Origin of the sequence: Wolbachia endosymbiont (group B) of Chorthippus parallelus, from assembly GCF_947251815.1 — a bacterium.
GTDB lineage: Bacteria > Pseudomonadota > Alphaproteobacteria > Rickettsiales > Anaplasmataceae > Wolbachia.
This window is the reverse complement of record NZ_OX366390.1, coordinates 720,422-744,462: the sequence shown is the minus strand read 5'-3', so window position 1 is coordinate 744,462 and position 24,041 is coordinate 720,422. Positions and strand designations below refer to the sequence as shown.

Genomic DNA, 24,041 nt, shown 5'->3' with positions numbered 1-24,041 from the left:
TATTATAAAAAAAATTATACAAGATAATGAACCCAATAATATGCGCACTGGATACACAAGATTTGAATAAAGCTATATCTTTAGCTAATGCTCTGCGTGATAAGGTTGGCATGGTAAAGCTTGGGTTAGAATTTTTTGCTGCACATGGCCCTTCTGGAGTGAGAGAAGTTGCAAAATGCAATATACCAATTTTTTTAGATCTGAAATTGCATGATATTCCAAACACTGTCGCTAGAACGATTGAAGCAATCAAGATTCTAGATGTTGAAATGCTAACATTGCATATCAGTGGTGGAACAAAAATGCTTCAAGAAGCGCTAAGTATAGTGCAAGGCACTAAAATAAAGCTAATTGGAGTAACAGTATTAACTAGCATGAGTAATAAAGATCTAAGTGAGCTTGGAGTGGCAAGAGAAACAAAATCACAGGTAATTTTGCTGGCAAAGCTTGCAAAAAAGATTGGTCTACATGGAATAGTTTGCTCTGCACTAGAGGCTCAAGAGGTGCACCAAGAATGTGGTAAAGACTTTAAAATTATTACTCCAGGAATCCGTATGAATCGAGGTCATGATGATCAAAAAAGGACAGCAACACCAAAAGAAGCAATAAATTCAGGAGCTGATTATGTCGTAATTGGTAGACCAATCATAAAAAGTGGTGATCCCGCAAGTAGTGCAGAATTAATATTGAAATCTTTTATTGATTGAAGCAGGGCAGATAAGGTAGCATAGGGTAAAAGCAACAAACGGTATGTATCCGTTCAGCAGGGTGGCAAAACAAGGTAGACGAGAAAAGATAACTAAATGGGTGTCATCCCAGTGCTTGACCATTTTTCTTTTTTTTCTGGATTCCAGCGTCACGCACTGGAATGACAGGGCTGTGAGTGTCATCGAAGTAGCCGATACAGGCCTTTTTCTTCTGTCATCTCAGTGCCCTGAAACTGGGATCCAGTTAAATTTACAGGTATAAAAGTAATCAACGTTTCTGGTGATGATAGAAAAATGGATCCCAGCTTTATACGGCTACGTACTTTATTTGCACATTCTCCTGAATAGATACTCAGTGAAAAAAAGTGCTTGACACAAAAAAATGGATGCTGTATAGTACTGATAATTAAGTATAATACTTAGCGTGGTGTAATGCTACACTGCTTTTTTTACTTCAACAAGTAATCATTATCATTTTTCTCCCGTTACCAAGCAGCTTACGTTCATTTGTATCTACCATGAAGCCAATGCTAGAATCCAGAAAAAAGACCGGTGAATGGCAGGTACGAGCATTATACGTCACAGTTGTATGAACGTTGTTTACCATGAGGGCGCCTCCCAGCACTGGGATCCATATTGTAAACAAGCGTTTGAGTTATACTAAGCTGCCATTCACCGGTCTTTTTTCTGAATGCAGGTTGCATGACAACAAAAAGGTACTGAGATTACTGATAAAGATTACCTTCAAATTACAATAACTATTCTAATTTTATTTTTAAAGGAGGCTATTATGTCACTTACTGATATCGCTCACCGTGTTAATGAACTTGCTTCATCATGGGAGCAATTTAAACTAATAAATGATCGTAAACTAAAAGAAATCGAAAGCAAAGGGCCTGAGCAGCTATGCAAGATAAATAGTAATATTGATAATTGCAAAGAGCGCTTAGATTTTATTGAAACCTCAGCTCAACGCCCAGAGATTAGCACAGATTTTAATACAGGTGATAAATATTTTTCTGATTATATTCGCAAAGGAATGGAAAACAGGTTATCACACAAAACCCTAAGTGGAGATGACAATGATATTGGAGGGTATTTAGTTACTCCTCATATTGTAAAACGCATAAACAAGCGTATAGCTGATTCATCTCCAATGCGGCAGATATGTTCTAGTCAAAGAATCTCTACTGAAACATTGGATTATATTATAGAGGATTGTGACCGTGCTGGTGCAGGTTGGAGTGGTGAAGTCGTAGAGGACGAAGATGGTGGCTATAAATCTAAGTATGATTTTACACAAGACACAAGTACACCTAGAATTCAAAAGATTTCCATCATAACTTATGAGCTCTATGCTCAGCCGCAAATATCACAAAAATTGCTCGATGATGCATTTGTCAATGTTGAAAGTTGGCTTGTAGAAAAGGTTGCCGAAACTTTCAGTAAGAAAGAGAATGAAGCCTTTATTAAAGGTGATGGCACTTTTCAGCCTAAAGGAATTTTAGCTTACGAAGATAAAATAGAGCAAATCAAAGCTGATAAGCTAGACAGCGACGCCATAATGATATTGTACTACTCTCTAAATGAACATTACTCTAAAAATGCATCATTTTTAATGAACAGGAGTACGTTAAAGGACGTGAGGCTACTAAAATCTGAAACAGGTCAGTATCTCTGGCAGCCGAGTTTATCGCTTGAAACACCAGATACTTTAATGGGAATACCAGTATATCAATCTGCTGATATGCCACCTACAGTCATTGCAGTAGCAGATTTCAAACAAGCTTATAAGATCGTAGATAACAGAGGAATGAGAATACTTAGAGACCCTTATACAAACAAACCTTATGTTAGATTTTTTGTCACTAAGCGTGTCGGTGGGGAAGTTGTAAACACCAGTGCTATTAAATTATTGAAAATTGCGAGCAAGTACTAAAATTTTTATGAAATAGTTGACATATTATACTCTTTATGTAATAATTAAGTTAATTTATTATTAATTTAAGGAGTAAAATATGTTAAAAAAAATAAAAATTTTTTTTCAGTCGATTGCAGGAAAAATTTCATCAGTCTGGAACAGCATTAAAAACTTGTGGTCTAGTAAACCGCAGAAAAATAGTGTAATTGAACTAGTGAGTGGTCAATCCAATCATTGGGGTGTTATTAAAGAAAATGGTAATAAACAGTTAGTACTGCATATAAGTAATAAGAATATGTCAGAAGTTATGGATTGGAAAAATATTAATTGTAACGATTCATCAAAATATCATATAAATGTCAAATCTGACGAAGCTATATTCAAAATTGCTTGTAGCAAACTTGTTGTTACAAACAATAATTCGTCATCCTTTATAGTGGACTCGGTAGATGATGGTAAAACTTCGTCTTGTGAATTAGAAGGAATGAAAAAGATGTTGGGTTTAAATAGTAAGCGTACAGTTGGTACTATAGATCAAATATCTCAGAAACCTGAAGTTGCAAGTTCTACATCTAAAGTGCCTGCAAGTGATAGCAAGGTACTAAGCTCAGAAGCTGGTAAACCTAGTAAGTTGCTAGATAATTTATCTAAAGAACAACTTATAAAGTCAAAACTTATTATGCCACCTTTCTAAAGAGTATCTTTTCTTCACAAAAGAGCACCTCTTTAGGTGCTCTTTTTTTCTTTATAAGTTTTCTCCATAGGAGAAAATTGACAAGTTAAATTTTATATGTAATAATTAAGTAAATTTATTAAGGAGTAAAGTATGTGGAAAAGTATACAAAAGCTTTTTAAGTGGATTGCTGATCATACGGGAATTTCGTGGATTACAAAAAAAGTTTCATCAGGTTGGAATTGGTTGTTTAGTAGTAAAGCAAATGCTGCTCAAAAAAGTACATCACCAGAAAGACCTCTAGGTGAGAATGTAAATAAAAGTAATACGTTGCCAAAAACTCTAGATGGTAATCAACTAATACTGCCAAAGCAGATAGATAGACCCAAAGTTTGTCTTGAAGTTATCGATAGTGAACTACTATTAACTATGATAAATAAAAATTATACAATCCTTGAAGAGAAATATAAAAATCCATATCAATATGATGAATTTCATGCATTTGTAAGATGTGACAGTGGAGATTTTCATATTACTGGTCCTTATCGCTCACAGAAAAATATAGGTGGTGAGAGGAAGTCTGTGTCAATAACTTCAGTAAAGAAACAAATTGATGAAGGTTCTGTATTAAGTAATCCATTAGAAATGATACGTGTATTAGGCTTAGGTAAAAACAAAGAGTTCGTTAAAGTGGATAAGATAAATTACAAGCCATTAAAAACAAAAAAAACATCAGTAGTAGGTGGGCTTGAATTTGAAGGGAATAACTTTTGGTTAAATTTGGAAGAGTGTATAAACATTAAGGATTATAAAGATAGTTTAACCAAGGACGCATATCATCCTAAGTTTCTTGTATATCTAAAGTGTAATAAAGGAGAATATTGCATTACTGGTAGGAGTGTTAATTCTCCTGAGTATGTTAAACATTTAATTGTAGAATCAATAATAAAGAAGAACAAAGATGGGAAGTATATCGATGGCGATAAAATATTAGTTGAATATGATATTGAGCATGTGAAAAAAATGTTAGGATTGGAAAATGGTGTAACAAATGTTAAAGTAGATAGTATATCTAATCAGCCGTTTGGAGTTAAAACACCCACTACTATGGCACAACAAATGGTTAACAATACAACTATTGATCAACTAACATCATTGGCAGTAACAAGAGAATCTTCTACTATCAACATTTTTAACGGAAACTTAGAACTACGTCTTGCAGATGATATTCAACAAAATCTAGAGGATTATAAGCATCCAAGAAACAAAGGTAAATATCGTATGAAAATACACTGCAATAAAAATGATTTTAATATTAATTTTAGTAAAAGAGATAACGATGATGGTTCCGTATCTCTAATTATTAATATGCTACAAAAAGATAAACGCGAACTTTGTCAGGTAGTGCAAATGAAAAAGTTCTTGGGCTTCAAGAAGGGGTCAACATTTGTTGTAATAGATTCTATTGAAAGTTTTAAAGCGCGTGGCGTACCAAGCTCAGAAACTACTAGTCTGGAAGCAAAGAACGCTAACTGTAATAAATCTCTATTAGTTAATGCACATAAAGAAAAAGATGAGCATAATACTGATGCTAGTAATAAGATAATACAACAAGAGGTTAATAATGAGGATAATGAACAAGAGAAGTTTTATGATGCAGAAGAGGAATTAGATGGTGATTTTCATGATGAATTTTTTATTCCAGAAGAAGAAAAATTGGAGTTTTCTCAAGAATTATCTAACTACTTATCAAAAGCAAAAAGCTCAGAAATAAGAAGATTGCTTTGCGATGAAGTAGTACCAAATTCGTTACTTATTCGACTAATAGTTGAAGAAAAGCTTGCGAGTAATAATTGTTCTTGCTAGTTAATTTCATAAAAGAGCATCTTCTTTGTTGCTCTTTTTTTCTTTATAAGTTTTATTCATACGGAAAATTGACAAATTACAATTTGTATCTTCCTCGTATCAATTTTCAATAGATTCATCGATGTATAGCTATAGTTTTATCAGTGTAAGGCTAAATATGCTAAGCTTATAAAGATGACAAAGCTTCAAAAAAATCCTAACATAGTGGAAAAAGCTTTATGAAAATCAAAGTTGGAGTAATAGGCTGCTTAGGCAGAATGGGTAAGAAAATACTCAATGAATTAATTACGAATACCAAAGTGGAAATAGCAGGTGCTGTTGCTCGCTTGGGCAGTGAGTATATAGGCTTAGATATTGGGCCTATTGTAGGCAATAATTGCAATTTAGGAATCAAAATTACAAGTTCTATTAGTGAGGTATTTGAATCGTCCGATGTTGTAATAGATTTTACAACTAAAGAATGTATGCTAGAATGCCTTAAGGCGGCCGTGAAATTTAAAAAACCGCTAGTTAGTGGCACAACTGGAATAGAAGGTCTAAATTTAAAAGAATATGCTGCTAAAGTTCCAATATTATGGTCAGCAAATATGAGTGTTGGAGTTAATGTGTTGCTGAAATTGGTAAAAGAAGCTGCCAAGCTTTTAGGTGATGAGTATGACGTTGAAATTTGGGAAATGCATCACAATTTAAAAAAGGATTCACCATCTGGAACAGCTATAGAGTTTGGTAAAGCAGTTGCTAATGCTGCAAAAGTGGATTTTGAGCTCAATCAATATTCACATAATAATTCAAATATAAGAGGGAAAGGAGGAATAGGCTTTGCAGTATCTCGTGGAGGTGGAGTAATAGGAGATCACAGTGTCATGTTTGTCAATTCCGATGAACGAGTAGAATTAAATCACAAGGCAATTGATCGTACAACGTTTGCTAGAGGGGCGGTTCAAGCAGCAATATGGTTGTGCGAGAATAAACAGGAAATACCAGGACTTTATTCAATGCAGGATTTAGTATGAGCGATAAATACGCTTTCGTTAAAAATTTAAATCTTTGGTATGGCTCTAAACAAGTTTTATTCGATATAAATTTGAATATTTGCAAAAAGAAAGTCACAACTTTTATCGGACCTTCTGGGTGCGGTAAATCGACATTTTTGCGTTGTTTCAATCGTATGAATGATTACGTACCTGGATGTAGAGCGACTGGTGAACTGGTAATCGATGGGCTGGGTAATATATATTCACGTGATATGGATGTTGTATTGCTCAGAGCAAAAGTTGGTATGGTATTTCAAAAACCCAATCCTTTTCCAAAGTCAATATATGATAATGTTGCTTATGGGCCTAAATTGCATGGCATGGTGAAAAATAAGCAAAAATTAGATGAAATAGTAGAAAGTAGTTTAACTAAGGTTGGTTTATGGGAAGAGTTGAAAGATAGATTGCAAGATAGTGCACTAAATTTATCTGGTGGCCAGCAACAAAGATTATGCATTGCTCGTGCAATTGCAGTAAAGCCAACTATTTTATTAATGGATGAACCATGCTCTGCTCTTGATCCAATGGCAACCAATGCAATCGAAAATCTTATACAAGAATTGAAATTGAGGTTCACCATAATTATGGTAACTCATTCGATGAAGCAAGCTAAAAAATTATCTGACAGCATAGTTTTCTTTTGCAATGGCAAGATTGTTGAATTCGGAAGTACTCAAGAAATCTTTGAAAATGCTCAGTCTCCTTTAACGAAGGAGTATATTCTGGATCATTAGCTTAATAGTTGATATTTTAATTTTTTCTATGTATAATTTTATCAAGTTTGTTGTGATAGGGGGTTAAAATGTTTAGTACAAGTGAAGCAACAAAAAAGTTGTTTAAAGCTATTGAATTTCAAAATGCTAGTGGTGAAAGAATAACACCTGAGGAAGCTTGGAATCATTTTCAACAAGCATTGAAAGAAGGAGCGAATGTTAACGCTTTTGAGGATGGGATGACACCTTTGATGTGCATTATTTCAGCTTTTGTTACTAGTAATAACGAGGAACATCAATATTTAGAGCTTATGGCTAAGTTGCTTGTAGAACATAAAAAAATCGATTTAAATATTAAAAGCAAGCAAGCTGTTATTGAGAGAAGACCAAAGGAACATGATGGTTATCCAGTTTACGAATTTGAGGAGAGAGAAGTAGTAGATCAGGGTAGAGGGGGTTGTGTATACCTCACTGCCATTAAGTTAAGGGAAAGAGAAGTTAAGATTGGACAAAAAATTTGAAGTGATTGATAATTATGGTAAATACTAGGGTGAATTTTTAAGAAAAGGGAGTCTGAAAAGTGCAAGTTATTTAAAAAAGTAATAATTGCAGGTTATTTTGCAAAGAATGTACTAATGCAATGATACTGAAAAGATATCTTGAATTTAAAACACATGTTTTCTAGCTCTTTTCTGGTAGTTGAGTGAACGAATATCAGATATCTTATGACGATCAACTCTTCTCCCTTTTCTCACCACTAAAGTGTTCATCAAAAATAACTGTGATAGTCGATCCATAATGCAGTCTATGTCTGACTCTGTAGAAAAAATATCAAAGGCTAAGTTTTTAATCGCATTAAATGAGACAGATTTATTGATGCTTTTTTTTAGTTTACTATTCTGTGCGCTCAATGTCTCTTCATCATCTTCTATCATGATACTTTCTAGATTACTGATGAAGATAGTTGACCAAAAATCCTGCTTGATAGTTTCAATACTTTTTCCTGTGAAATTCTCTAAATTTAATCTTCCCTTCAGCCTAGAAAAAAATGTTTCTACTCCCCAGCGCAAGTAATATAATCTCTCAAACTCTTCAACTGTAAAACGTTTCTCATCTAACAGAGATGTTACTAACACTTCAACTTCGCCAGAAGAAAGTATTATTTTGACTAACCTGAATTTCATCTCATCAGGTAATCCTAGCTTTCGTAGCTGTCTTGCTACTTTAATAGGTGCGGTAGACACTACCACCGTACTAGATGGGCTTTCCGGCTTAAACATAGCGTTTATTTCATTGAAAGACGAACTTGAACAGCGAATTATATAATTGATTTTCCTTCCTGTAAGCTCAGCAAGAAATCGATAAGATACGTATCCTCTATCACAGATTAACAAATCGTCTGATTTTATGGATTCAAGCATACCGATTGCTAAATCAACCTCATAGCTGTCACCTCTACTTAGCACAGATTTTATTGCAATATTATTTAGCACATCGTAGCAAACTTCAAAGGTTGCACTTGTATAGTCTTCAAATCTCTGGATTCCATTCCATACTGCTCTTGAGCCAAACTCACCTATTATTTTGTCGCTCTTTGGCAGAATCAGTATTGAAGCATCAAATGCAAGTACTCTGAAGCCATGGTGGGTTTTAAATTCCTGATCTTGGTAGTATAGGGAAACTATATCATCATTTAACTCTGAAAACGTAGTATGCTTTAGCTTCTTTCTTGCTTGAGTAAATGCACTTGCCGTAATTGTATAATCTTTTCTTGTATGCAGAACAAACTCATTAAGCATCACTTGTAATGACTTTACACTCTTTCTAAAAATCAGGAGAAATACATTAACGAAGGGCAGCTTTCTTTTTCGTGAGAAGTCTTTTGAGGATGCTCTGTGTGCGTTTATAAAGTTTAAACTCATCAATTTATTTTTTATAAACATGATTATTCTTTTTTTTACTCATGTCATTACTTCTTTTAATTTGTGGATCTTACCTGATTTTATAATACAGTTCATCACTTTTCCTTAACTTAATGGCAGTGCTATTGTCCCTGGCATTAACATCAGCCCCTTTATTGATAAGATCCGCAACTTGATTGGCATCTCCACTACGTACAGTAGCAAATAATTCATTAATCATTTAACCCTCCATAAAAACAACTCAATTTCAAAGTAAGAAAAAAATCTTTTTCTGAATAAAACAGCTACCTCATAATATAAAGAAAAATATTTTCACTATCATATTTATTATACATAAAAAATTAATAGCTCAATATACTTTTCATAAAATACTCCATCTCTAAAACTTGTCAATCCCTATTTAGAAGTTTTTTTGATAATCTTTAATGAAAGTTCTTAACGAATTAATACTGACTTAATAGTATATATTACTAATAACTTAGACAACACAATCACTTCCGCAACCAAAACCAGCTATTGTAAGAAGATTTTATTTTGAGATCGTAATGGTCTACCACTTGATTCGTGCGAACTTTTGTTTGTATGAATTCATTATTTTATTTCTTGGCTTAACATACTTTTCTGAACATTTCTCAGCATATAATGCACCCCATAAACTAGACCAAAAAAAAATGGTTGATTGTAAGTTAAAAATATGATATAAAGAAGATAAGAGGGAAGATAGTCCTATCTTTATAAGAAAATAGGGCTATCACGGGCGTGTGCGACTGACCAACTATTGGTATTATAACCGTTCGGATCAAGGTACACTAGCCCATCTCTCGATATGTTTGAATAGTTGTGTGGGACATAAATATGCACCCGTTTACAATCTTAAATCAATTAAAACTATCGAAGTTATTATGATTACGTCTTATCAAAATTTTATTGGCATTGACATCGGAAAATTTAAAAATGTTGTTGCAGTTCACAAACAGAAGAGCGCTGTCGAATTTGACAATGATACTTCTGATTGGCAACAAATGTTTCAAAAATTTTCAGATACAAATGCAATTGCCTACTTGATACCTTGCCATCGTGTTATTCGTAAATCTGGAGAAATTAATAAATACCGCTGGGGAATAGAACGTAAAAAGGCTATTCTTGCTTATGAACTCAACTTTATGCGGCATAACGTCGATCAATAAATCCAACTATCTTTATTTATTAATTTATATATGTTTTACATGCCAGTAAGTTTTGACCCTTCCATAGGTTGATTTAATTATGGTAGTTTAAATATTACAGCCACTCACCCCATAACTTCATTATCTTATTATTTCAAAAACATCTTGCATCTTAAAAAATTTAGCTTACCTTTAGCTCATTTAGGTAGCATTTCGCCCTTTTTTGGATGTAATGATTTTCTGGAAATTGTCTTCTTGAATTCTATGGTACTTTGTTTAACATTGGCGCATGATTCTGGAATCCAGTTTTTATTACACTGCCATTTGATGTACTCATTTGCAATTAAATTGTCTGGATCCAAGTAGTCAAGCACTGGGATGACAGAAGGTATATAAATATCCATTAGTAATAAATACATGACAAGCACTAAGGTCCAAAGCAACATAGACCCTTCTTTATTTCCCCAAACTCCACAAATCTTATAGATCAAAGGTTTTGTTGTGTGTGAGTGGTAATATACGTTTTCGAGTGAGAAATCATTTGTAATGTGGCAGTAGATCAAAATAGCCATCGATGTTGATACACAAAAAAATATGACAGAGGAGACGAATCGGTAAAAACTAAGCGGTAGAAACAAATACGTTAAAGATAACAAACAGGCTATGAGTAGCGATATATTCCCAAATTCAGGCATAAGATTCATATAATGATATTACTAATAATAAATTGGGAGTTAAAGTTTTAATATAGGAACAAAGCTAATCTTCAATTATATTAATAGTAAGTAAAAATTAAGTATTAAGCTTTTATACTTTATATTATATAACATTAATATTGTGAGGTAATATTATGGGCACAACTAAGATTAGTGAATTTCTATTCAATATAAAAGGTAAAGTGGCAAAACAACATGCTGAACCAATAATTGAAAAAAATCTCTATACTATTTTAGGATTCAAAGATGTAGAAGATTTCGAACATAAGACAAGTAAGTCCGTTAACAAAAAAATTTGGCAGCTATTTATTGATTGCTTTACAAAGGAAATAGATTATGTAGCAACTAAGCAAGTTGTAAAAAACGTTGTTTGTAATATTGCCAAAAGTGCCCAAGGGAATGCTTTTACTGAAGCTGAAAGCTTAATCTTAAACGAAAAACAAGATAATAAAAAGAGAGAAAGAGCGATTAAAAAAGCTACTAGTATTTTAAAAAAAATCAATCCAGAAAAAGCCTTCAATGAACTTTCAGTAATAAAAAAACAAGCCGAAGATTTTTTACAAACCGATTTTTATAAGGCGCAGAGCAAACCACTGCCAGGATTTGCTCCATCTGGTGCGCAGCTTTTTGCGGAAACTTTGAAATATATAGAAACACTAGAAAAATTATCAGAAGTTAAAAAGGAAGATTTAACTAAGAGTTTCCTATTAAATTACATTAGCTCACTAAATAAAAAGTATCCTAAATCACAAGGTAAAAGGGAAGATGCTATCGCAATACTATCAAGCAATGAGTTGAAGAATTTTTATGATAAAGGTGTAAAAGAAGGAATATTACAACCGCTGGCATCCTATAAAGAATGCAGAAATCTGTATGATAAAATGAGCCAGATAAAAAATCATGCTGTTGAAAAAAAAGAACAGAAAGAAAGCTTAAGGGAAATCAGTAAGTCAACAATCAGCATAATTAGTGACATAAAAAAATGTAGAGAAGCAGTCCTTAGTTGCAAAAATTTTCAGAGCTCCTACATAAAAGAAAAAGCAGAGCATCCATTTAGAGGCAGTGCATGTCAAAAAATGATTGATATATATCAAGAGAGAATTGCTGGATATCAGGAAAAATTTCGTCAAAACCTAAACCAAATAAGAGCAATATTAAAAGATACGCCGCAAGATGTGGAAGAATTCGAAGAAATAATCAATTGCGCACATGAAGCAGAGCAGTATGATGAAATTTTTGATTCGGCTTTAATTTGTTTACCGAACATACAGAATAAGCTAGATATTCAACCAGAAAATCCCCTAACAGAACTCAGAGCTTCACAAATTAACGTTGAAATTGAGCTAACTAGGCTCTGTGAACAAAATATTAGAGTAAGCATGTGAGTGCTTCAACAAAATTCAAAAAACCAATAAAGACCTCATAAGTCTTATCAAAACAGGAGATTTCTAATAGTGGCAAATACCATGTATTTCTTTCAATTTGCCACTACCTAAATCACACATTGTCTTCCAGAAGGAAAATTTTTGTTCCACTGGCAACCACCTCATGTATAGCTTTACTTCCATAATAAGAAAAATGGCAAAAGCAATTTTAGATCTACTCTAATAAAAGCCTATTTTCCTTGAAACTAAAATAGCTACTAAATGTGATAATAATATGATCTATTAATTCTATTCCTATGCTTTTGCAAGCTTCTGCAAGCTGTCTAGTGAGAAACATATCGCTACTTGAAGGCTGTATATCTCCACTTGGGTGATTGTGGGATATTACAATAGATGTTGAGCCAATCAAAAGAGCGCGTCTTATGATCTCTCTAACGTAAATAGGAGTTTGATCTACTGTACCAAAGTTTTGTAGATCTTCTGCTATTAGACGATATCTTTTATTCATATAGATAACGCGAAAATTTTCTTTATTAAGGCTTCCTATACTTGCTTTTAAATAATCAAGCAATTTTTTCCAATTATTGATTATAGGTAAGTCCTTTATTTCTTCTCGTGCAGAACGAACAAAAGCCTGTTTCACACAAAAGATAGCAGATATGGCTGCATTATTAACTCCTTTAATATTTTGCAGTGCTTCTAAATCGGCATTAAAAACCTTATTTAAACTACCAAAATTTTCTATCAAACTCTTTGCTACTGGCTTTACATCGATTCTACTATATGCTGAATATAAAATGTGTTCTAAAATCTCATAATCAAGTAATGATTGTCCGTTATCTGAAATAATTCTCTCTCTTAGGCGCTTTCTATGACCTTTTTTGTAATCTTTCATTATTCATGAATTGCTTATCTCTTATAATAAGAAATTGAATTTTTAAGTAAAATATTTAATAAAACACATGAAGCATAATTGTAAATTTTTGAAGACAGCAAATGGTGTCATGAAAGTAGCTGACACTGTCCTCCATCCAAGAGGGTGTCATTCCAGTGCTTGACACTGGAATCTAGCCTTTCTGAAATCTCACCGAAAATGTTGCAACCACTTTCTATGCTAGTTTGCTTGCTCATAAGCTAAACTTTCCTGGATTCCAGTGTCAAGCACTGGGATGACACCTCAAATATTAATAAATTTACCAAGCGAAAAAAAAGGCAAAAAAATCCCCGTGTAACGAGTTTTGACCCTATAATAATGTAAATTGGCGCTGTAATAATGTGCTAACGCTTAAAATAAGCGCGTTTTGGCTGAATGTAGAAAAAATAAAAAAGACATGCAGCCGCTATAATTTTTATGTAATTTGCCAATAAATATCTGAGTTTTTTACTGAATTTTTGTTGTTGAACCCGCGCGGATCGAAAACAAGGATAAATACTCTTACTGTCATAATAAGGGGGCTGGCGCAGTTTGTCAAGGAAGTTTTATGCAAGAGATCTATTGAAATGCTCGTGCAAAATCATACTATTAATTTAGCACATTATAAATTTAAAATTATAAATATGTTAAGCAAATTAGTAACTTTGCTATTAATTTTTATACTCCCTTTTAATTCGTACTCATATCAGTTTAGAACTAAAGCAAAGCAAGCAGTTGTTTTAGATTTAGCTTCAGACTCTTTCATTTTTGACCATAATTCCAGTGAAAAAATGGCCCCATCTTCAATGAGCAAGTTAATGACTTTATATGTGGCCTTCGATTATCTAAAAGCTGGAATAATAAAAATGGAAGATAAATTTCGAGTAAGTAGAAAAGCATGGGAAAGGAAAGGCTCTTCTATGTTTTTGAAAGAAGGTCAATTTGTTACTGTAAAAGAACTGCTTGAAGGAATTACAATTGCCTCAGGTAATGATGCATGCATAGTGCTAGCCGAGGGTATCGCAGGATCAGAAGAGAATTTTGTTGCTGAAATGAATGAAGTTGCACAAGATTTGAATCTTAATGATAGTCATTTTGTTAACTCAAGTGGATGGCCAGATGAAAACCATTTTATGAGCGCAAAAGACTTGGTAACACTGGCAAAAAGAATTTTCACCGATTTTCCTGAATACTATGATCTATTCTCTGAACAATATTTGACATATAACGATATTGTACAAAAAAATAAAAATCTTTTACTTTTCCATGATATTGGAGTTGATGGTCTAAAGACAGGTCATACGAGTGCTGGTGGTTATGGAATTATAGTATCTGCAAAACGGAACGATAGGAGAATTTTTGCTGTTGTGAATGGTTTGGACACCGAGAAAGAGCGAATAGAGGAAGCAAAAAGACTAATACAATATTCCTTAAATCATTTTAATACCAAGAAAATATTTGCTAAGGATAGCGTAGTTGAAGAAATAAATATTGTTTATGGAAAAGATAAAAAGGTGCCCGTTACAGTTGCAAACGATGTTACCATAACTTATAACCGAAGATTACATGATAAAATTAAAGTGCGTATTGAGTATAAAGATATGGTACCCGCACCAATTAAAAAAGGTCAAGAAGTGGGCAAAATTTTTGTAGAAATACCTGGTACTGAGCAAAAAACTATACCTGTTTATGCAGCAAATGATGTGCAGGAATTGAGCTATATAAAAAAAATTTTTAGAAAGTTGTTTTAATCAGCAAATGTAAGTTAAGGAGACCTGAAATACTAATCTACTTTCAACCTCTCAGCATGTAAACTGCGTGGTAAAGATTCCAACTCTTTTGCAGCAGTGAGTTCTTTATTTTTTGCATGTATACCAAGCTTATTGAATTCTCGGGCAGCAGGAAACACTCTTACCTCAAGCGAACCAGCAGTTTTATTGTAATGATCAACAGCACTTTTTAAGCTTCTGCGTAAATTATCAAAATTTTCGCCCATTGTGCAGATTCGCTCATATAAAATATGGCCTAGTTCACTTATTTTCTTTGCATTTTCAGCTATCATCTCTTGCTTCCATCCATAGGCTACTGCCCTAAGTAGCGCAATTAAAGTGATTGGTGTTGCAATAATTACTTTTTTTTCTATTCCAATTTCTATCAAAGCTGGTTCACATTCTAGTGCTGCGCTGAAAACCCCTTCTCCTGTTAAAAAAAGCACCACAAACTCTGGCGTATTTTCAAATTGGTTCCAATATTCCTTTCTGCCTAGATCATTTATATGTTTTTTTATTGCCAGAGAATGATTCTTCAATTTTTCCTTTTGTATCTGTAAATCATTTTGCGACATAGCATCCATGTAAGAATCAAGTGGTACTTTAGCATCTATTATTATTTGCTTTCCTGATGGCATTTTTACTATTAAATCAGGACGCAACAAATTGTCCTCGTTTTTATCAATCACTGAGGCTTGAGTAAAAAAATCGCAATATTCAATCATTCCCGCCATCTCTATCACTCTTTTGAGCTGCATTTCACCCCACTTACCTCTAATGTGAGGTTTCCTCAAGGCGTTAGCAAGGCTAGAAGTTTGGTTCATTAATGCTCCAATTTGCTCCCTTAAACCTTCGTAGGCCCCTACCCTCTCTTTCTCTAGCTCACGTATTTCACTGTCGAATTTTTCTAATTTTTCTTTTATTGGAGTGATAACTTCGTTGATCGTTGCTTGCCTTTTTTTGAAGTCACTTTCTGTTTCTTTTAGCTTATTATCGATCACTTCTTTTGCTAAGTTCAGAAAATTATTATTGTTTACCTGAAGAGCATCAAGAGAAAGTGCTTTAAAAGTGTTCGTAAGCCTCTCCTCTGCTTTTGTTAGTAATTCTATTTCCTTTTTCTTTTCTTCACGCTCTTTCTGAAGAATTACTTGAAGTTCTGCGTTCCTCACTTTCAAATCAACTATTTCATTATTTTTATCTACTAAAGCCTGTTTTGCCTCTTGAAGTTCATGTTCTACTTTAAGTAAATTCTTCTCAAGATTCTCACTAAATTTTCTGTTCTTTCTTACAACAATATAGAGAAATAGTAGTAAAAAAAGGAAATTCAATACAAAAGCTATAGAATTGAAAAGCATCAGAACACAGAAAAAACCGCACTCACAATACTATCTAATTTTTTTATATAAAAAAGAAAAAAGAGCACCTGAAGAGATGCGCTTACTGAAGGGTTTGGTTTGCTAATTAATAACCGTTTTCTCCTACACTTGGATTAGTAACAGAATGTCTTTTTATTGAAAATCTTATGTAATAGTTATTTTTATAATATCAAATATATTAACAACTCAATTTTACTCTCATTACTACAATACTTACATACCAGTTACTTCACTAAAAACTTAGCTTCAATCCGGCCAAAAGCACATACCCGTAGTTGTTATCTTTTACTACAGGTTCCTGAGTACTAAATTTTACAATATCGAAGTAGTATGAAGTGCCAAGAGCTAATGGATATTCAAGACTGAAAGCCTGTGATGTGAATTCGTTTGTACCTTTACCTGCAATATACCTAACACTATTAAAATATGTTAAGCTCACTTTACGAGAATCAGAATGATAAGCAACACCTGCATTTACATAATGCATATTATTTGTTTCAGGACTACGCTTCTCACCAGATTTACCGCCATTACCGTACGAAAAAATGCAATCAAGTTCAAAAAGTTTTAGCTTCAATCCAAAATTCCAGTGTAGTAATTGATTACGGCATTCATAATTTTGAGAAGTACCATCCGAGCAGTCAGTTAAATTTTCCCTTGCAAACTCACCAGCCAAGGCAGTAGTAAAACTTATATCATCTGATAGGCCATTTTCATACGAAAGACCAGCGGCTATTAGATTGTTATATTGTAAATTATTTTTACCTGGAACATAACTAAATCCAAGTTGAAAGTTATAGATTTTAGGAGAGATATAGTTTAACGTTGGTTGTTTTAACTTTAGTTCTAGTCTATTATAGTCGCTATAAATATTAGGCTTGACCCAAAATACCTTATCCTTATCATACCCAGAACCATCATCTTTTTTTTTATTACCGCGCAAATTTGCATAATCTGTCCAATGACCATTTATTCCTCCAGCAGCTGTGTAAATTTTTGAAGTGTTAATTAACATACTCTGACTAACTAAACTTCCTTTACCATATTCAACTGATCCAAACTCCTGGTTCTTTATGATAAAATAGCACTTCTCCATTTCTAATTTTTCTATGTCTAATGCTTTTAGGTTTGCAATAGCAGAAACTCCTGCCTTAACATTAAACCCCATTTGCGTATTGGGATAAACTTGCTGCAAATAAAGAAAGCGCAGGTCTGAATAACTTGAGGTCTTGTCTTTTGTAGAGCTAAAAGAATCTCTGTTGAAAGCGTAGCCAAATCTTAAATCTATTTTTCCATCTAGTTCTGCATAAAACATCTCCTTATCCAGAATTACCCTAGCATTGACACTCCCTACCACGAATAATAATGAAAATAGTTTGATCAGTAACCTCATAGTTAAGCTTAAATTTTTAATATAAGCTTAATAGAAATAAAAAACAATTCTTATATTGTGTAGAACTTAGATACTACAAACCAATTAATGACAAAAGCGTTTAAGCATTCTTCACACTATGTTTTTGAATTATATTTCCATAAATAATTGATATACTTGGTAACTTTCGCTTTAGTAACTGCTTATTAATGGTAGAATATATACGACTAATTATTTTAGATGTGTTCTTTGCATCACAGTTAATCAAAATAAAAAGCACCTTATTCTCATCAATAAATCCTAGAAAATCATCACTACGGCAATTTTTATAAAAATGCTCTTTGTGATCATACTCAATGCATCGTTTATCTCATTAAATTTATTATTGAAGCCTATTATTCCTATAACTGCATTAATTTGATATTCAAAGGCAAAATTCAATATGACATATAACTCCAAAATCGTTGAATCATTGTCTGGTATATCAAACAAGTTGTGTTTTTTATATTTCTTACCCATCAGATATTTATCCCTAAACATTGCTAGCTTATGAAACAGGCTAATGTCACGTATCAATAGCTCATAATTAATCTTGCTATTAGTAAATTGCGTTGTGCGAAAAACTTTTACCTTTGTTTTTATATCTTCTCCTTTAGCGTCGATTAAAGAAAAGCCTATCACTTTTGGCAATATATCGGGCAAATCGCGCCCATCTTCAGTATACTCCAAATAGCTTTTCATATCTTCAGCTGCTCTTTTACTTAAAATATTGATTAACGGCTTATTAAGTAAATTCTCTTCCTCACATTTTAATAAATTCCTTGCAGCTTGATTGAGTCCCAAGATTAATACGTTCTTTTTCTCATTATCCTGACAAACAGATATCACAGCATCATCTTTCCTTCTTGCAGTTATAAAATCTTCCATATCTTCTCACATATAACGTATTTATAAGTATAATAAGATTGTATTAAAATTCATTTACCCATTAATATACTTGATAAAGTATAGACAAATCGTCATGTTGCTGCATGTTCTAAGTCATGATAAAGGAAGCAAAATTACAAATGTAATTTTGCTTGTTCTCTTTATATCTTCACCGCAACAACTTATTTTGCTGTATTGGATTAGATTATAATGCACCCCATAAACTAGACCAAAAAAAAATGGTTGATCCGAGTAGGAAGGTAAAGGGGTAAAAGTATGGCAACAAAAAAATATGAACCAGAGTTAAAAGCAAAGATAGCTTTGGAAGCAATAAAAAATCAAAAAAGCACATCTGAGATATGTAGTGAATATAAAATACCATCAACAAATCTATATGATTGGCGTGATAGAGTATTGGCAAGGTTAAAAGACCTATTTGTTGAAGAAAGTGAAAGTGCGAGAAAACAAAGAATCTTAGCGCAAGAAATAGAAAGTTTACATAAAGTAATAGGAGAATTGACAGTGGAAAATAGTTATTTGAAAAAAAAATTACTGAAATAAGCAAAAAAGATAGAGTAAGGTTTATAGAAAAAGATTCTGATCTATCAATTAGGAAACAGGCTGATTTACTGGGGATTTGCAGATCTAGCCTATATTATAGGCATATAATTAATAACGAAAGTGAAATTTGATTCAAGAAGTATATTTGGCTTCTGATTGCCGTTATGGATATCGTAAAATTACTGCTGAAATCATAGCGAGTGGAGTAGTAGTCAATCACAAAAAAATCTTAAGAATTATGAAAAAAATGAAGATTAGTGGGCTGTATTGTAGAAAAAGATGTAATACAAGTATTAAAGAAAAAAAGCATAAAATATATCCTTATTTACTCAAAGATTTGATTATTTGTAGAGTTAATCAGGTATGGGCTACTATATATTATGGTAGAAGGTAAGTTTGTCTATTTTGTGGCAATAATGGACTTGTATAGTCGCTATATTATTGCTCATTCATTATCACCATATCTCGATGCTGGATTTTGCCTTTATACTCTCAAAGAAGCTCTAAAACAAGGTAAACCTGAGATTTTTAATAGTGATCAAGGAGTGCAGTTTACTAGCTACAACTTTATTATGGAATTAGAGCGTGCTAATATTAAAATTAGTATGGATCATAAAGGACGTTGCTTCGACAATATATTTGTTGAGCGTTTATGGAGAACTTTAAAGCAAGAAGCTATATATTATTATAGACCAAATAGTATCAGAGATTTGAATCTTATAATAAACGATTTTGTTGGTTGGTATAACTATAAAAGGCGACATCAGACTCTACATTATAAAGTTCCTGCTGATCTTTATTATCATAAACAGTAAATGAATATATTGATAAATACTTTAAATGTGTGTCGACGTATTTATCAACATATTCATTTTAAAAATCGGATCACTTTGAAAAAAATGGTCTAGACAAATGGGTGCATTATAGATGGTTGAATATAACCTAAACTACTGTGACACGATTCTTCGTATGACGGTGGTGATGAACACGATTCCTCGTATGAAGGTAGTAGTTCCTCAAGCGGTGCTGAAGGTTGTACTTTTTCATAATTGTCAGAAGGAAAATTGTCTAATTCTTTATTATTAGTTGCCTTATCCATACATTTTATTGGTTGCTCTATATAATTTTGTATTTCTTTTGTAAAACTATGCTTTAGGCAATAACTTGTTAAGTAAGCTACACCTGCTACTGTTAGCGCTAATGCTGCAACAACCAAAAATGGAGATGCTGTATACATAAGAGCATGTAAATAACCTATACTTCCTTGTTTAGCGGCACATACAAATAGTGCTATGAGCGGAGCCAAAAGTAACATAAAAAATGCAGTAAAACCACAAGTACACAATGCAGCGATTCCTCTTATCTCACAAAGCCCTATTTTTTTTATTTTATTATTAAGGCTTTGATACATTTTATTAACGTTAATATTGCTAGTATAATCTTCTAGTTCTTTTGAAATCTTAATCTTTAATTCTTTAACCTCACTATCCATTAATGAATAGTATGCTATATAACGTTGCCGTAATTGATTATCTAATACTGATCGACCACCATTTAGAACGTTTAAAATGTCTTTTTTGCATAACTCAATCTCCTGAGAAATTTTAGAATCGTTTTGTTCTTTTATATCTTGATCCATTTTAGCCTGTAGTTTTTGACCAAAATCTTTAAATACAGTTCTACAAGAAAGGTATTTTAATATAATAGGTAAAGCCAGCTCATTTCCCTTGCTAAGCAAAGATAAAAGCTTCAAAGCGAAAGAATTAGGTACTGCTTCTCTTGGTAGAGTTAGGGTAAAAGAAATTTTCCATTTATCGCCACATTTATAATATCTTTGGCAAAGTAATTTTATTGAAGAATCTTTAAACCATTTTGTACCAAATTGCATTTGAGCAAAGAATTCTTCTAATTCTTTAACAGAGCAACTATTTTCCTCTAATTTTACTTTTATAATATTGCTTAACATTGTAACTCCACTAACCGTTTTATACATGTAGCTTAACACTATTTTAATAATTTATCAAGAAAGTTTAATTATTAATTATAATATTTAATAAAATAAATAGACTCTTTTACATTTCATCTGCAAGAATCTTTTCCTTAGTTTGTAAATAAAGATTTTCTGAATCTAATTGCCGCAGGTTACGTTTAGTAATATAATCTCATATTAAATAAAACTTTACCTAAGTTTATGCCAGACTCTACGTTAGTTTTAACAACTATTCTTATATTCTTCATCTTTACGTTGTCACTTTTTTTTATAAAAAGGATATTTGGATCAACGAACAAGAAGATAATAAAATCCTTCAGAAAAATTGCTCAGCAGATTAATGCGCTAGAGCAAGAAATGCAGAGCTTATCTGATGAGGATCTTGCTAGTAAAACTGCGGAATTAAAACAAGAACTGAAAAATGGAAAAACACTAAATGACCTTCTCGTACCTGCATTTGCGGTTGTACGAGAAGCATCACGAAGATTCCTTAACATGAGGCATTTCGACGTTCAGCTAATTGGTGGCATGGTTCTCCATAATGGCATGATATCAGAAATGAAAACAGGAGAAGGAAAGACACTAGTCGCAACTTTAGCTGCATACCTAAATTCTTTAGAAGGAAAAGGTGTGCACGTCGTAACTGTTAACGATTATCTTGCAAAACGAGATACAGAGTGGATGAGTAAATTATATAATTCTCTTGGAGTTTCTGTTGCATTTATTACAAATAATTTGAAAGACGACGAGAGAAAAAAGGCTTATAGCGCAGATATAGTATACTCAACAAATAATGAACTTGCCTTTGATTATCTACGAGATAATATGAAATTTTCTCAAGAAGATATGGTTCAGAGAGGCTTCAATTACGCGATAGTAGACGAAGTAGACTCTATACTGATTGATGAAGCGCGTACTCCGCTCATTATTTCTGGCCCACTTGAGGAAAATAATCAGATATATAAGCATATCAATAAAATAGTAATCAAATTAGTTGATTCTGACTATGAAGTCGATGAAAAGAGTAGAACAGTGTTCCTCACTGAAAATGGCATTTCACGAGTGGAGGAATTACTAAAATCGTATAACCTCATTCCTGGAAATTCCTCGCTCTATGATACTAGCAATATTATACTGACTCATTATATAGATCAAGCACTTCGTGCACATAAGCTGTTTACTGCTGATAAAGATTATATAGTGAAAAACGGTAAGGTGGTAATTATTGATGAGTTTACTGGGCGCATGATGGAAGGTAGGAGATATTCTGATGGTCTTCACCAGGCACTGGAGGCAAAGGAGAATCTTGAAATTCAGTATGAAAGTCAAACTTTAGCATCAGTCACATTTCAGAACTACTTTCGTATGTACAACAAACTTTCTGGTATGACAGGAACAGCAGCAACAGAGGCAGAAGAATTTCGTGATATATATAGATTAAATGTAGTAAAAATTCCAACTAATGTGCCTGTTAAAAGAATAGATGTTGATGATGAAATTTATGGCACAGAAAAAGAAAAATTTAGTGCTGTATTGAAGTTTATAGAGGAATGCCACAAACGCCTACAACCAGTCCTTGTTGGTACGGTAAGTATTGAAAACTCTGAAAAACTTTCTGCGCTTTTGCAAAGCTATTCTCTTAAGCATTCAGTATTGAATGCTCGCTATCATGAACAAGAGGCATACATAATAGCTCAAGCTGGGGTGCCAGGAAGCATTACTATAGCAACAAACATGGCAGGACGTGGAACTGATATTCAGCTTGGTGGAAATGTTGAAATGATTGCAAAAATAGAGCTCAAGAAAATAAAAAATGCTGATGAAAGAGAAAAAAAATATCAAGAAATAGTCGAAAGAGTAAAAAAAGATAAGGAAATTGCTATAAAAGCTGGTGGCTTATGTGTTATCGGAACCGAAAGGCATGAAAGCAGGAGAATAGATGATCAACTACGTGGCCGTTCTGGTCGTCAGGGTGACCCTGGGCTTTCTAAGTTCTTTTTATCACTTGAGGATGATTTAATGAGGATATTTGGCTCTGATAGAATGAGGAATTTTTTACAAAGAGTGGGACTAAAGAACAATGAGGCTATTCATCATCCATGGATTAATAAAGCACTTGAGAAAGCACAGAAAAAAGTTGAAGCTAGAAATTATGATGTGCGGAAGTCTTTGCTGAAGTTTGATGATGTAATCAACAATCAACGTAAGGTTATTTTTAAGCAGAGAAATCATATTTTAAACAATGAAGTCAATGATTTAGTTGAAGTATATAGCGAAGTAAATGAGAGTGTAATAGAAGGTATAGTACGAAGTGATTACTACGAAGATTACGTTGAAGATATTGCAAAAGAATTCTACACAAGGTACGGGGTAACGCTTAATAAGGAAGCCCTAGCAGAGTTTTTGAATAAACAAGAAGCCTTGAATTATGTAAATGGTAAGATACAAGAATTTTTTACTGAAAAAGAAAAATATTTCAATAGTCAACAAACTACAGATTTGTGGAATACGATAGTGAAACAAGTTATGATCATGACACTTGATCATTTATGGAGGGAACACCTCTCGGTTTTGGAAAGCCTAAAACAAAGCATAAATTTGCGTGCCATGGGGCAAAAAGACCCATTAAATGAATTTAAACGCGAAGCTTTCTTAATGTTTGAGTCGATGCTTGAAAAATGGAAAGAGCTAACCATTTATCGCCTAGCGCACTTTAAGTTGGTAAATAACCAAGAGATAAGCAACAGATTATACCCTACTAAAAAAGATAATTTTACCAAAGTTTCAAGAAATGACAAGTGCCCTTGTCATTCCGGGCATAAATACAAACACTGCCATGGTGCTCCTAATGTACAGAATTAGTTGTTACAAGCATGCTATAGCTGCTAATATCAATATCATCTAACTCATTACTTAATGAGTACTTTGATACTCTATATGCAGCCTCATAGTAAATTCCACAGAGCCTAGTGCTATTAACAAACATGCATTGTTTATTTGGTTTTCCTCCTCTTACCTTTTTCTTGGCCT

General features: G+C 33.0%; 18 protein-coding genes and 3 pseudogenes. 13 read left to right on the top strand and 8 right to left on the bottom strand.

What is annotated here, in order from left to right:
* The first annotated feature begins 26 nt into the window (after positions 1 to 26).
* From pyrF to OPS21_RS03310, 7 genes are all read left to right on the top strand, one after another.
* Positions 27 to 707 (top strand): orotidine-5'-phosphate decarboxylase, encoded by a 681-nt coding sequence (gene pyrF / locus OPS21_RS03340; protein ID WP_264336731.1) that lies wholly within the window; start codon positions 27 to 29, stop codon positions 705 to 707.
* A gap of 790 nt (positions 708 to 1,497) precedes the next feature.
* Positions 1,498 to 2,646: a phage major capsid protein gene (locus tag OPS21_RS03335; protein ID WP_264336730.1), complete on the top strand. Its 1,149-nt coding sequence runs from the start codon at positions 1,498 to 1,500 to the stop codon at positions 2,644 to 2,646.
* A gap of 79 nt (positions 2,647 to 2,725) precedes the next feature.
* Entirely contained in the window at positions 2,726 to 3,322 is a 597-nt protein-coding gene (locus OPS21_RS03330; protein WP_264336729.1) for a hypothetical protein, read from the top strand.
* 132 nt (positions 3,323 to 3,454) lie between these two features.
* Positions 3,455 to 5,167: a hypothetical protein gene (locus OPS21_RS03325; protein WP_265027716.1), complete on the top strand. Its 1,713-nt coding sequence runs from the start codon at positions 3,455 to 3,457 to the stop codon at positions 5,165 to 5,167.
* A 218-nt stretch (positions 5,168 to 5,385) separates the two neighbouring features.
* On the top strand, positions 5,386 to 6,180 hold the full coding sequence (gene dapB / locus OPS21_RS03320; RefSeq protein ID WP_264336727.1) for a 4-hydroxy-tetrahydrodipicolinate reductase: 795 nt from the start codon (positions 5,386 to 5,388) through the stop codon (positions 6,178 to 6,180).
* Positions 6,177 to 6,935: a phosphate ABC transporter ATP-binding protein PstB gene (gene pstB / locus OPS21_RS03315; RefSeq protein ID WP_010401422.1), complete on the top strand. Its 759-nt coding sequence runs from the start codon at positions 6,177 to 6,179 to the stop codon at positions 6,933 to 6,935. Before dapB ends, pstB begins: the two co-directional genes overlap by 4 nt.
* Before the next feature lie 68 nt (positions 6,936 to 7,003).
* Positions 7,004 to 7,435 (top strand): hypothetical protein, encoded by a 432-nt coding sequence (locus OPS21_RS03310; RefSeq protein WP_264336726.1) that lies wholly within the window; start codon positions 7,004 to 7,006, stop codon positions 7,433 to 7,435.
* A 144-nt stretch (positions 7,436 to 7,579) separates the two neighbouring features.
* On the opposite strand, the gene OPS21_RS03305 is transcribed toward OPS21_RS03310, so the two are convergent.
* Entirely contained in the window at positions 7,580 to 8,857 is a 1,278-nt protein-coding gene (locus OPS21_RS03305; RefSeq protein WP_264336725.1) for an IS4 family transposase, read from the bottom strand.
* A 49-nt stretch (positions 8,858 to 8,906) separates the two neighbouring features.
* Positions 8,907 to 9,056, bottom strand: a complete 150-nt coding sequence (locus tag OPS21_RS03300; protein ID WP_264336724.1) for a hypothetical protein — start codon at positions 9,054 to 9,056, stop codon at positions 8,907 to 8,909.
* Between the two features lie 682 nt (positions 9,057 to 9,738).
* Here OPS21_RS03300 and OPS21_RS03295 point away from each other — a divergent pair.
* Together OPS21_RS03295 and OPS21_RS08045 are read left to right on the top strand one after the other, a co-directional pair.
* Positions 9,739 to 9,879, top strand: a pseudogene (locus tag OPS21_RS03295) (IS110 family transposase); the annotation flags it as partial.
* Entirely contained in the window at positions 9,859 to 10,023 is a 165-nt protein-coding gene (locus tag OPS21_RS08045; RefSeq protein WP_264336797.1) for an MGMT family protein, read from the top strand. The pseudogene OPS21_RS03295 and the gene OPS21_RS08045, both read left to right, overlap by 21 nt.
* Before the next feature lie 281 nt (positions 10,024 to 10,304).
* Here the strand turns inward: OPS21_RS08045 and OPS21_RS03290 are convergent.
* Positions 10,305 to 10,697: pseudogene (locus OPS21_RS03290) on the bottom strand (WPE palindromic element domain-containing protein); the annotation flags it as partial.
* 155 nt (positions 10,698 to 10,852) lie between these two features.
* Between OPS21_RS03290 and OPS21_RS03285 the strand changes: the two are divergent.
* Positions 10,853 to 12,103, top strand: coding sequence for a hypothetical protein (locus OPS21_RS03285; protein ID WP_264336723.1), 1,251 nt, complete (start codon positions 10,853 to 10,855; stop codon positions 12,101 to 12,103).
* A gap of 214 nt (positions 12,104 to 12,317) precedes the next feature.
* Here OPS21_RS03285 and radC read toward each other — a convergent pair whose 3' ends face one another.
* Entirely contained in the window at positions 12,318 to 12,998 is a 681-nt protein-coding gene (radC, locus tag OPS21_RS03280; RefSeq protein WP_264336722.1) for a RadC family protein, read from the bottom strand.
* 662 nt (positions 12,999 to 13,660) lie between these two features.
* On the opposite strand from radC, the gene OPS21_RS03275 reads away from it, so the two are divergent.
* Entirely contained in the window at positions 13,661 to 14,767 is a 1,107-nt protein-coding gene (locus tag OPS21_RS03275) for a D-alanyl-D-alanine carboxypeptidase family protein (protein ID WP_264330504.1), read from the top strand.
* Between the two features lie 32 nt (positions 14,768 to 14,799).
* Here OPS21_RS03275 and OPS21_RS03270 read toward each other — a convergent pair whose 3' ends face one another.
* The 3 genes from OPS21_RS03270 to OPS21_RS03260 form a co-directional block, all read right to left on the bottom strand.
* A complete protein-coding gene (locus tag OPS21_RS03270) occupies positions 14,800 to 16,140 on the bottom strand; it encodes a DNA recombination protein RmuC (RefSeq protein ID WP_264336720.1) in 1,341 nt (446 codons plus the stop codon).
* A 253-nt stretch (positions 16,141 to 16,393) separates the two neighbouring features.
* Entirely contained in the window at positions 16,394 to 17,554 is a 1,161-nt protein-coding gene (locus OPS21_RS03265) for a porin (protein WP_264336719.1), read from the bottom strand.
* A gap of 279 nt (positions 17,555 to 17,833) precedes the next feature.
* Positions 17,834 to 18,460, bottom strand: coding sequence for a hypothetical protein (locus OPS21_RS03260; RefSeq protein WP_264336718.1), 627 nt, complete (start codon positions 18,458 to 18,460; stop codon positions 17,834 to 17,836).
* 276 nt (positions 18,461 to 18,736) lie between these two features.
* Between OPS21_RS03260 and OPS21_RS03255 the strand changes: the two are divergent.
* Positions 18,737 to 19,836, top strand: a pseudogene (locus OPS21_RS03255) (IS3 family transposase).
* Positions 19,837 to 19,925: 89 nt separating this feature from the next.
* Here OPS21_RS03255 and OPS21_RS03250 read toward each other — a convergent pair.
* Positions 19,926 to 20,987: a hypothetical protein gene (locus tag OPS21_RS03250; RefSeq protein WP_264336717.1), complete on the bottom strand. Its 1,062-nt coding sequence runs from the start codon at positions 20,985 to 20,987 to the stop codon at positions 19,926 to 19,928.
* 225 nt (positions 20,988 to 21,212) lie between these two features.
* Between OPS21_RS03250 and secA the strand changes: the two genes are divergently transcribed.
* Entirely contained in the window at positions 21,213 to 23,873 is a 2,661-nt protein-coding gene (gene secA, locus OPS21_RS03245; RefSeq protein WP_264336716.1) for a preprotein translocase subunit SecA, read from the top strand.
* The last annotated feature ends 168 nt before the right edge of the window (positions 23,874 to 24,041 follow it).

What these genes read in the sequence shown, in the direction of transcription:
- pyrF (WP_264336731.1), top strand. Translation starts at nt 27, where the DNA reads ATGAACCCAATAATATGCGCACTGGATACACAAGATTTGAATAAAGCT.
- OPS21_RS03335 (WP_264336730.1), top strand. Translation starts at nt 1,498, where the DNA reads ATGTCACTTACTGATATCGCTCACCGTGTTAATGAACTTGCTTCATCA.
- OPS21_RS03330 (WP_264336729.1), top strand. Translation starts at nt 2,726, where the DNA reads ATGTTAAAAAAAATAAAAATTTTTTTTCAGTCGATTGCAGGAAAAATT.
- OPS21_RS03325 (WP_265027716.1), top strand. Translation starts at nt 3,455, where the DNA reads ATGTGGAAAAGTATACAAAAGCTTTTTAAGTGGATTGCTGATCATACG.
- dapB (WP_264336727.1), top strand. Translation starts at nt 5,386, where the DNA reads ATGAAAATCAAAGTTGGAGTAATAGGCTGCTTAGGCAGAATGGGTAAG.
- pstB (WP_010401422.1), top strand. Translation starts at nt 6,177, where the DNA reads ATGAGCGATAAATACGCTTTCGTTAAAAATTTAAATCTTTGGTATGGC.
- OPS21_RS03310 (WP_264336726.1), top strand. Translation starts at nt 7,004, where the DNA reads ATGTTTAGTACAAGTGAAGCAACAAAAAAGTTGTTTAAAGCTATTGAA.
- OPS21_RS03305 (WP_264336725.1), bottom strand. Translation starts at nt 8,857, where the DNA reads ATGTTTATAAAAAATAAATTGATGAGTTTAAACTTTATAAACGCACAC.
- OPS21_RS03300 (WP_264336724.1), bottom strand. Translation starts at nt 9,056, where the DNA reads ATGATTAATGAATTATTTGCTACTGTACGTAGTGGAGATGCCAATCAA.
- OPS21_RS08045 (WP_264336797.1), top strand. Translation starts at nt 9,859, where the DNA reads ATGTTTCAAAAATTTTCAGATACAAATGCAATTGCCTACTTGATACCT.
- OPS21_RS03285 (WP_264336723.1), top strand. Translation starts at nt 10,853, where the DNA reads ATGGGCACAACTAAGATTAGTGAATTTCTATTCAATATAAAAGGTAAA.
- radC (WP_264336722.1), bottom strand. Translation starts at nt 12,998, where the DNA reads ATGAAAGATTACAAAAAAGGTCATAGAAAGCGCCTAAGAGAGAGAATT.
- OPS21_RS03275 (WP_264330504.1), top strand. Translation starts at nt 13,661, where the DNA reads ATGTTAAGCAAATTAGTAACTTTGCTATTAATTTTTATACTCCCTTTT.
- OPS21_RS03270 (WP_264336720.1), bottom strand. Translation starts at nt 16,140, where the DNA reads ATGCTTTTCAATTCTATAGCTTTTGTATTGAATTTCCTTTTTTTACTA.
- OPS21_RS03265 (WP_264336719.1), bottom strand. Translation starts at nt 17,554, where the DNA reads ATGAGGTTACTGATCAAACTATTTTCATTATTATTCGTGGTAGGGAGT.
- OPS21_RS03260 (WP_264336718.1), bottom strand. Translation starts at nt 18,460, where the DNA reads ATGGAAGATTTTATAACTGCAAGAAGGAAAGATGATGCTGTGATATCT.
- OPS21_RS03250 (WP_264336717.1), bottom strand. Translation starts at nt 20,987, where the DNA reads ATGTTAAGCAATATTATAAAAGTAAAATTAGAGGAAAATAGTTGCTCT.
- secA (WP_264336716.1), top strand. Translation starts at nt 21,213, where the DNA reads ATGCCAGACTCTACGTTAGTTTTAACAACTATTCTTATATTCTTCATC.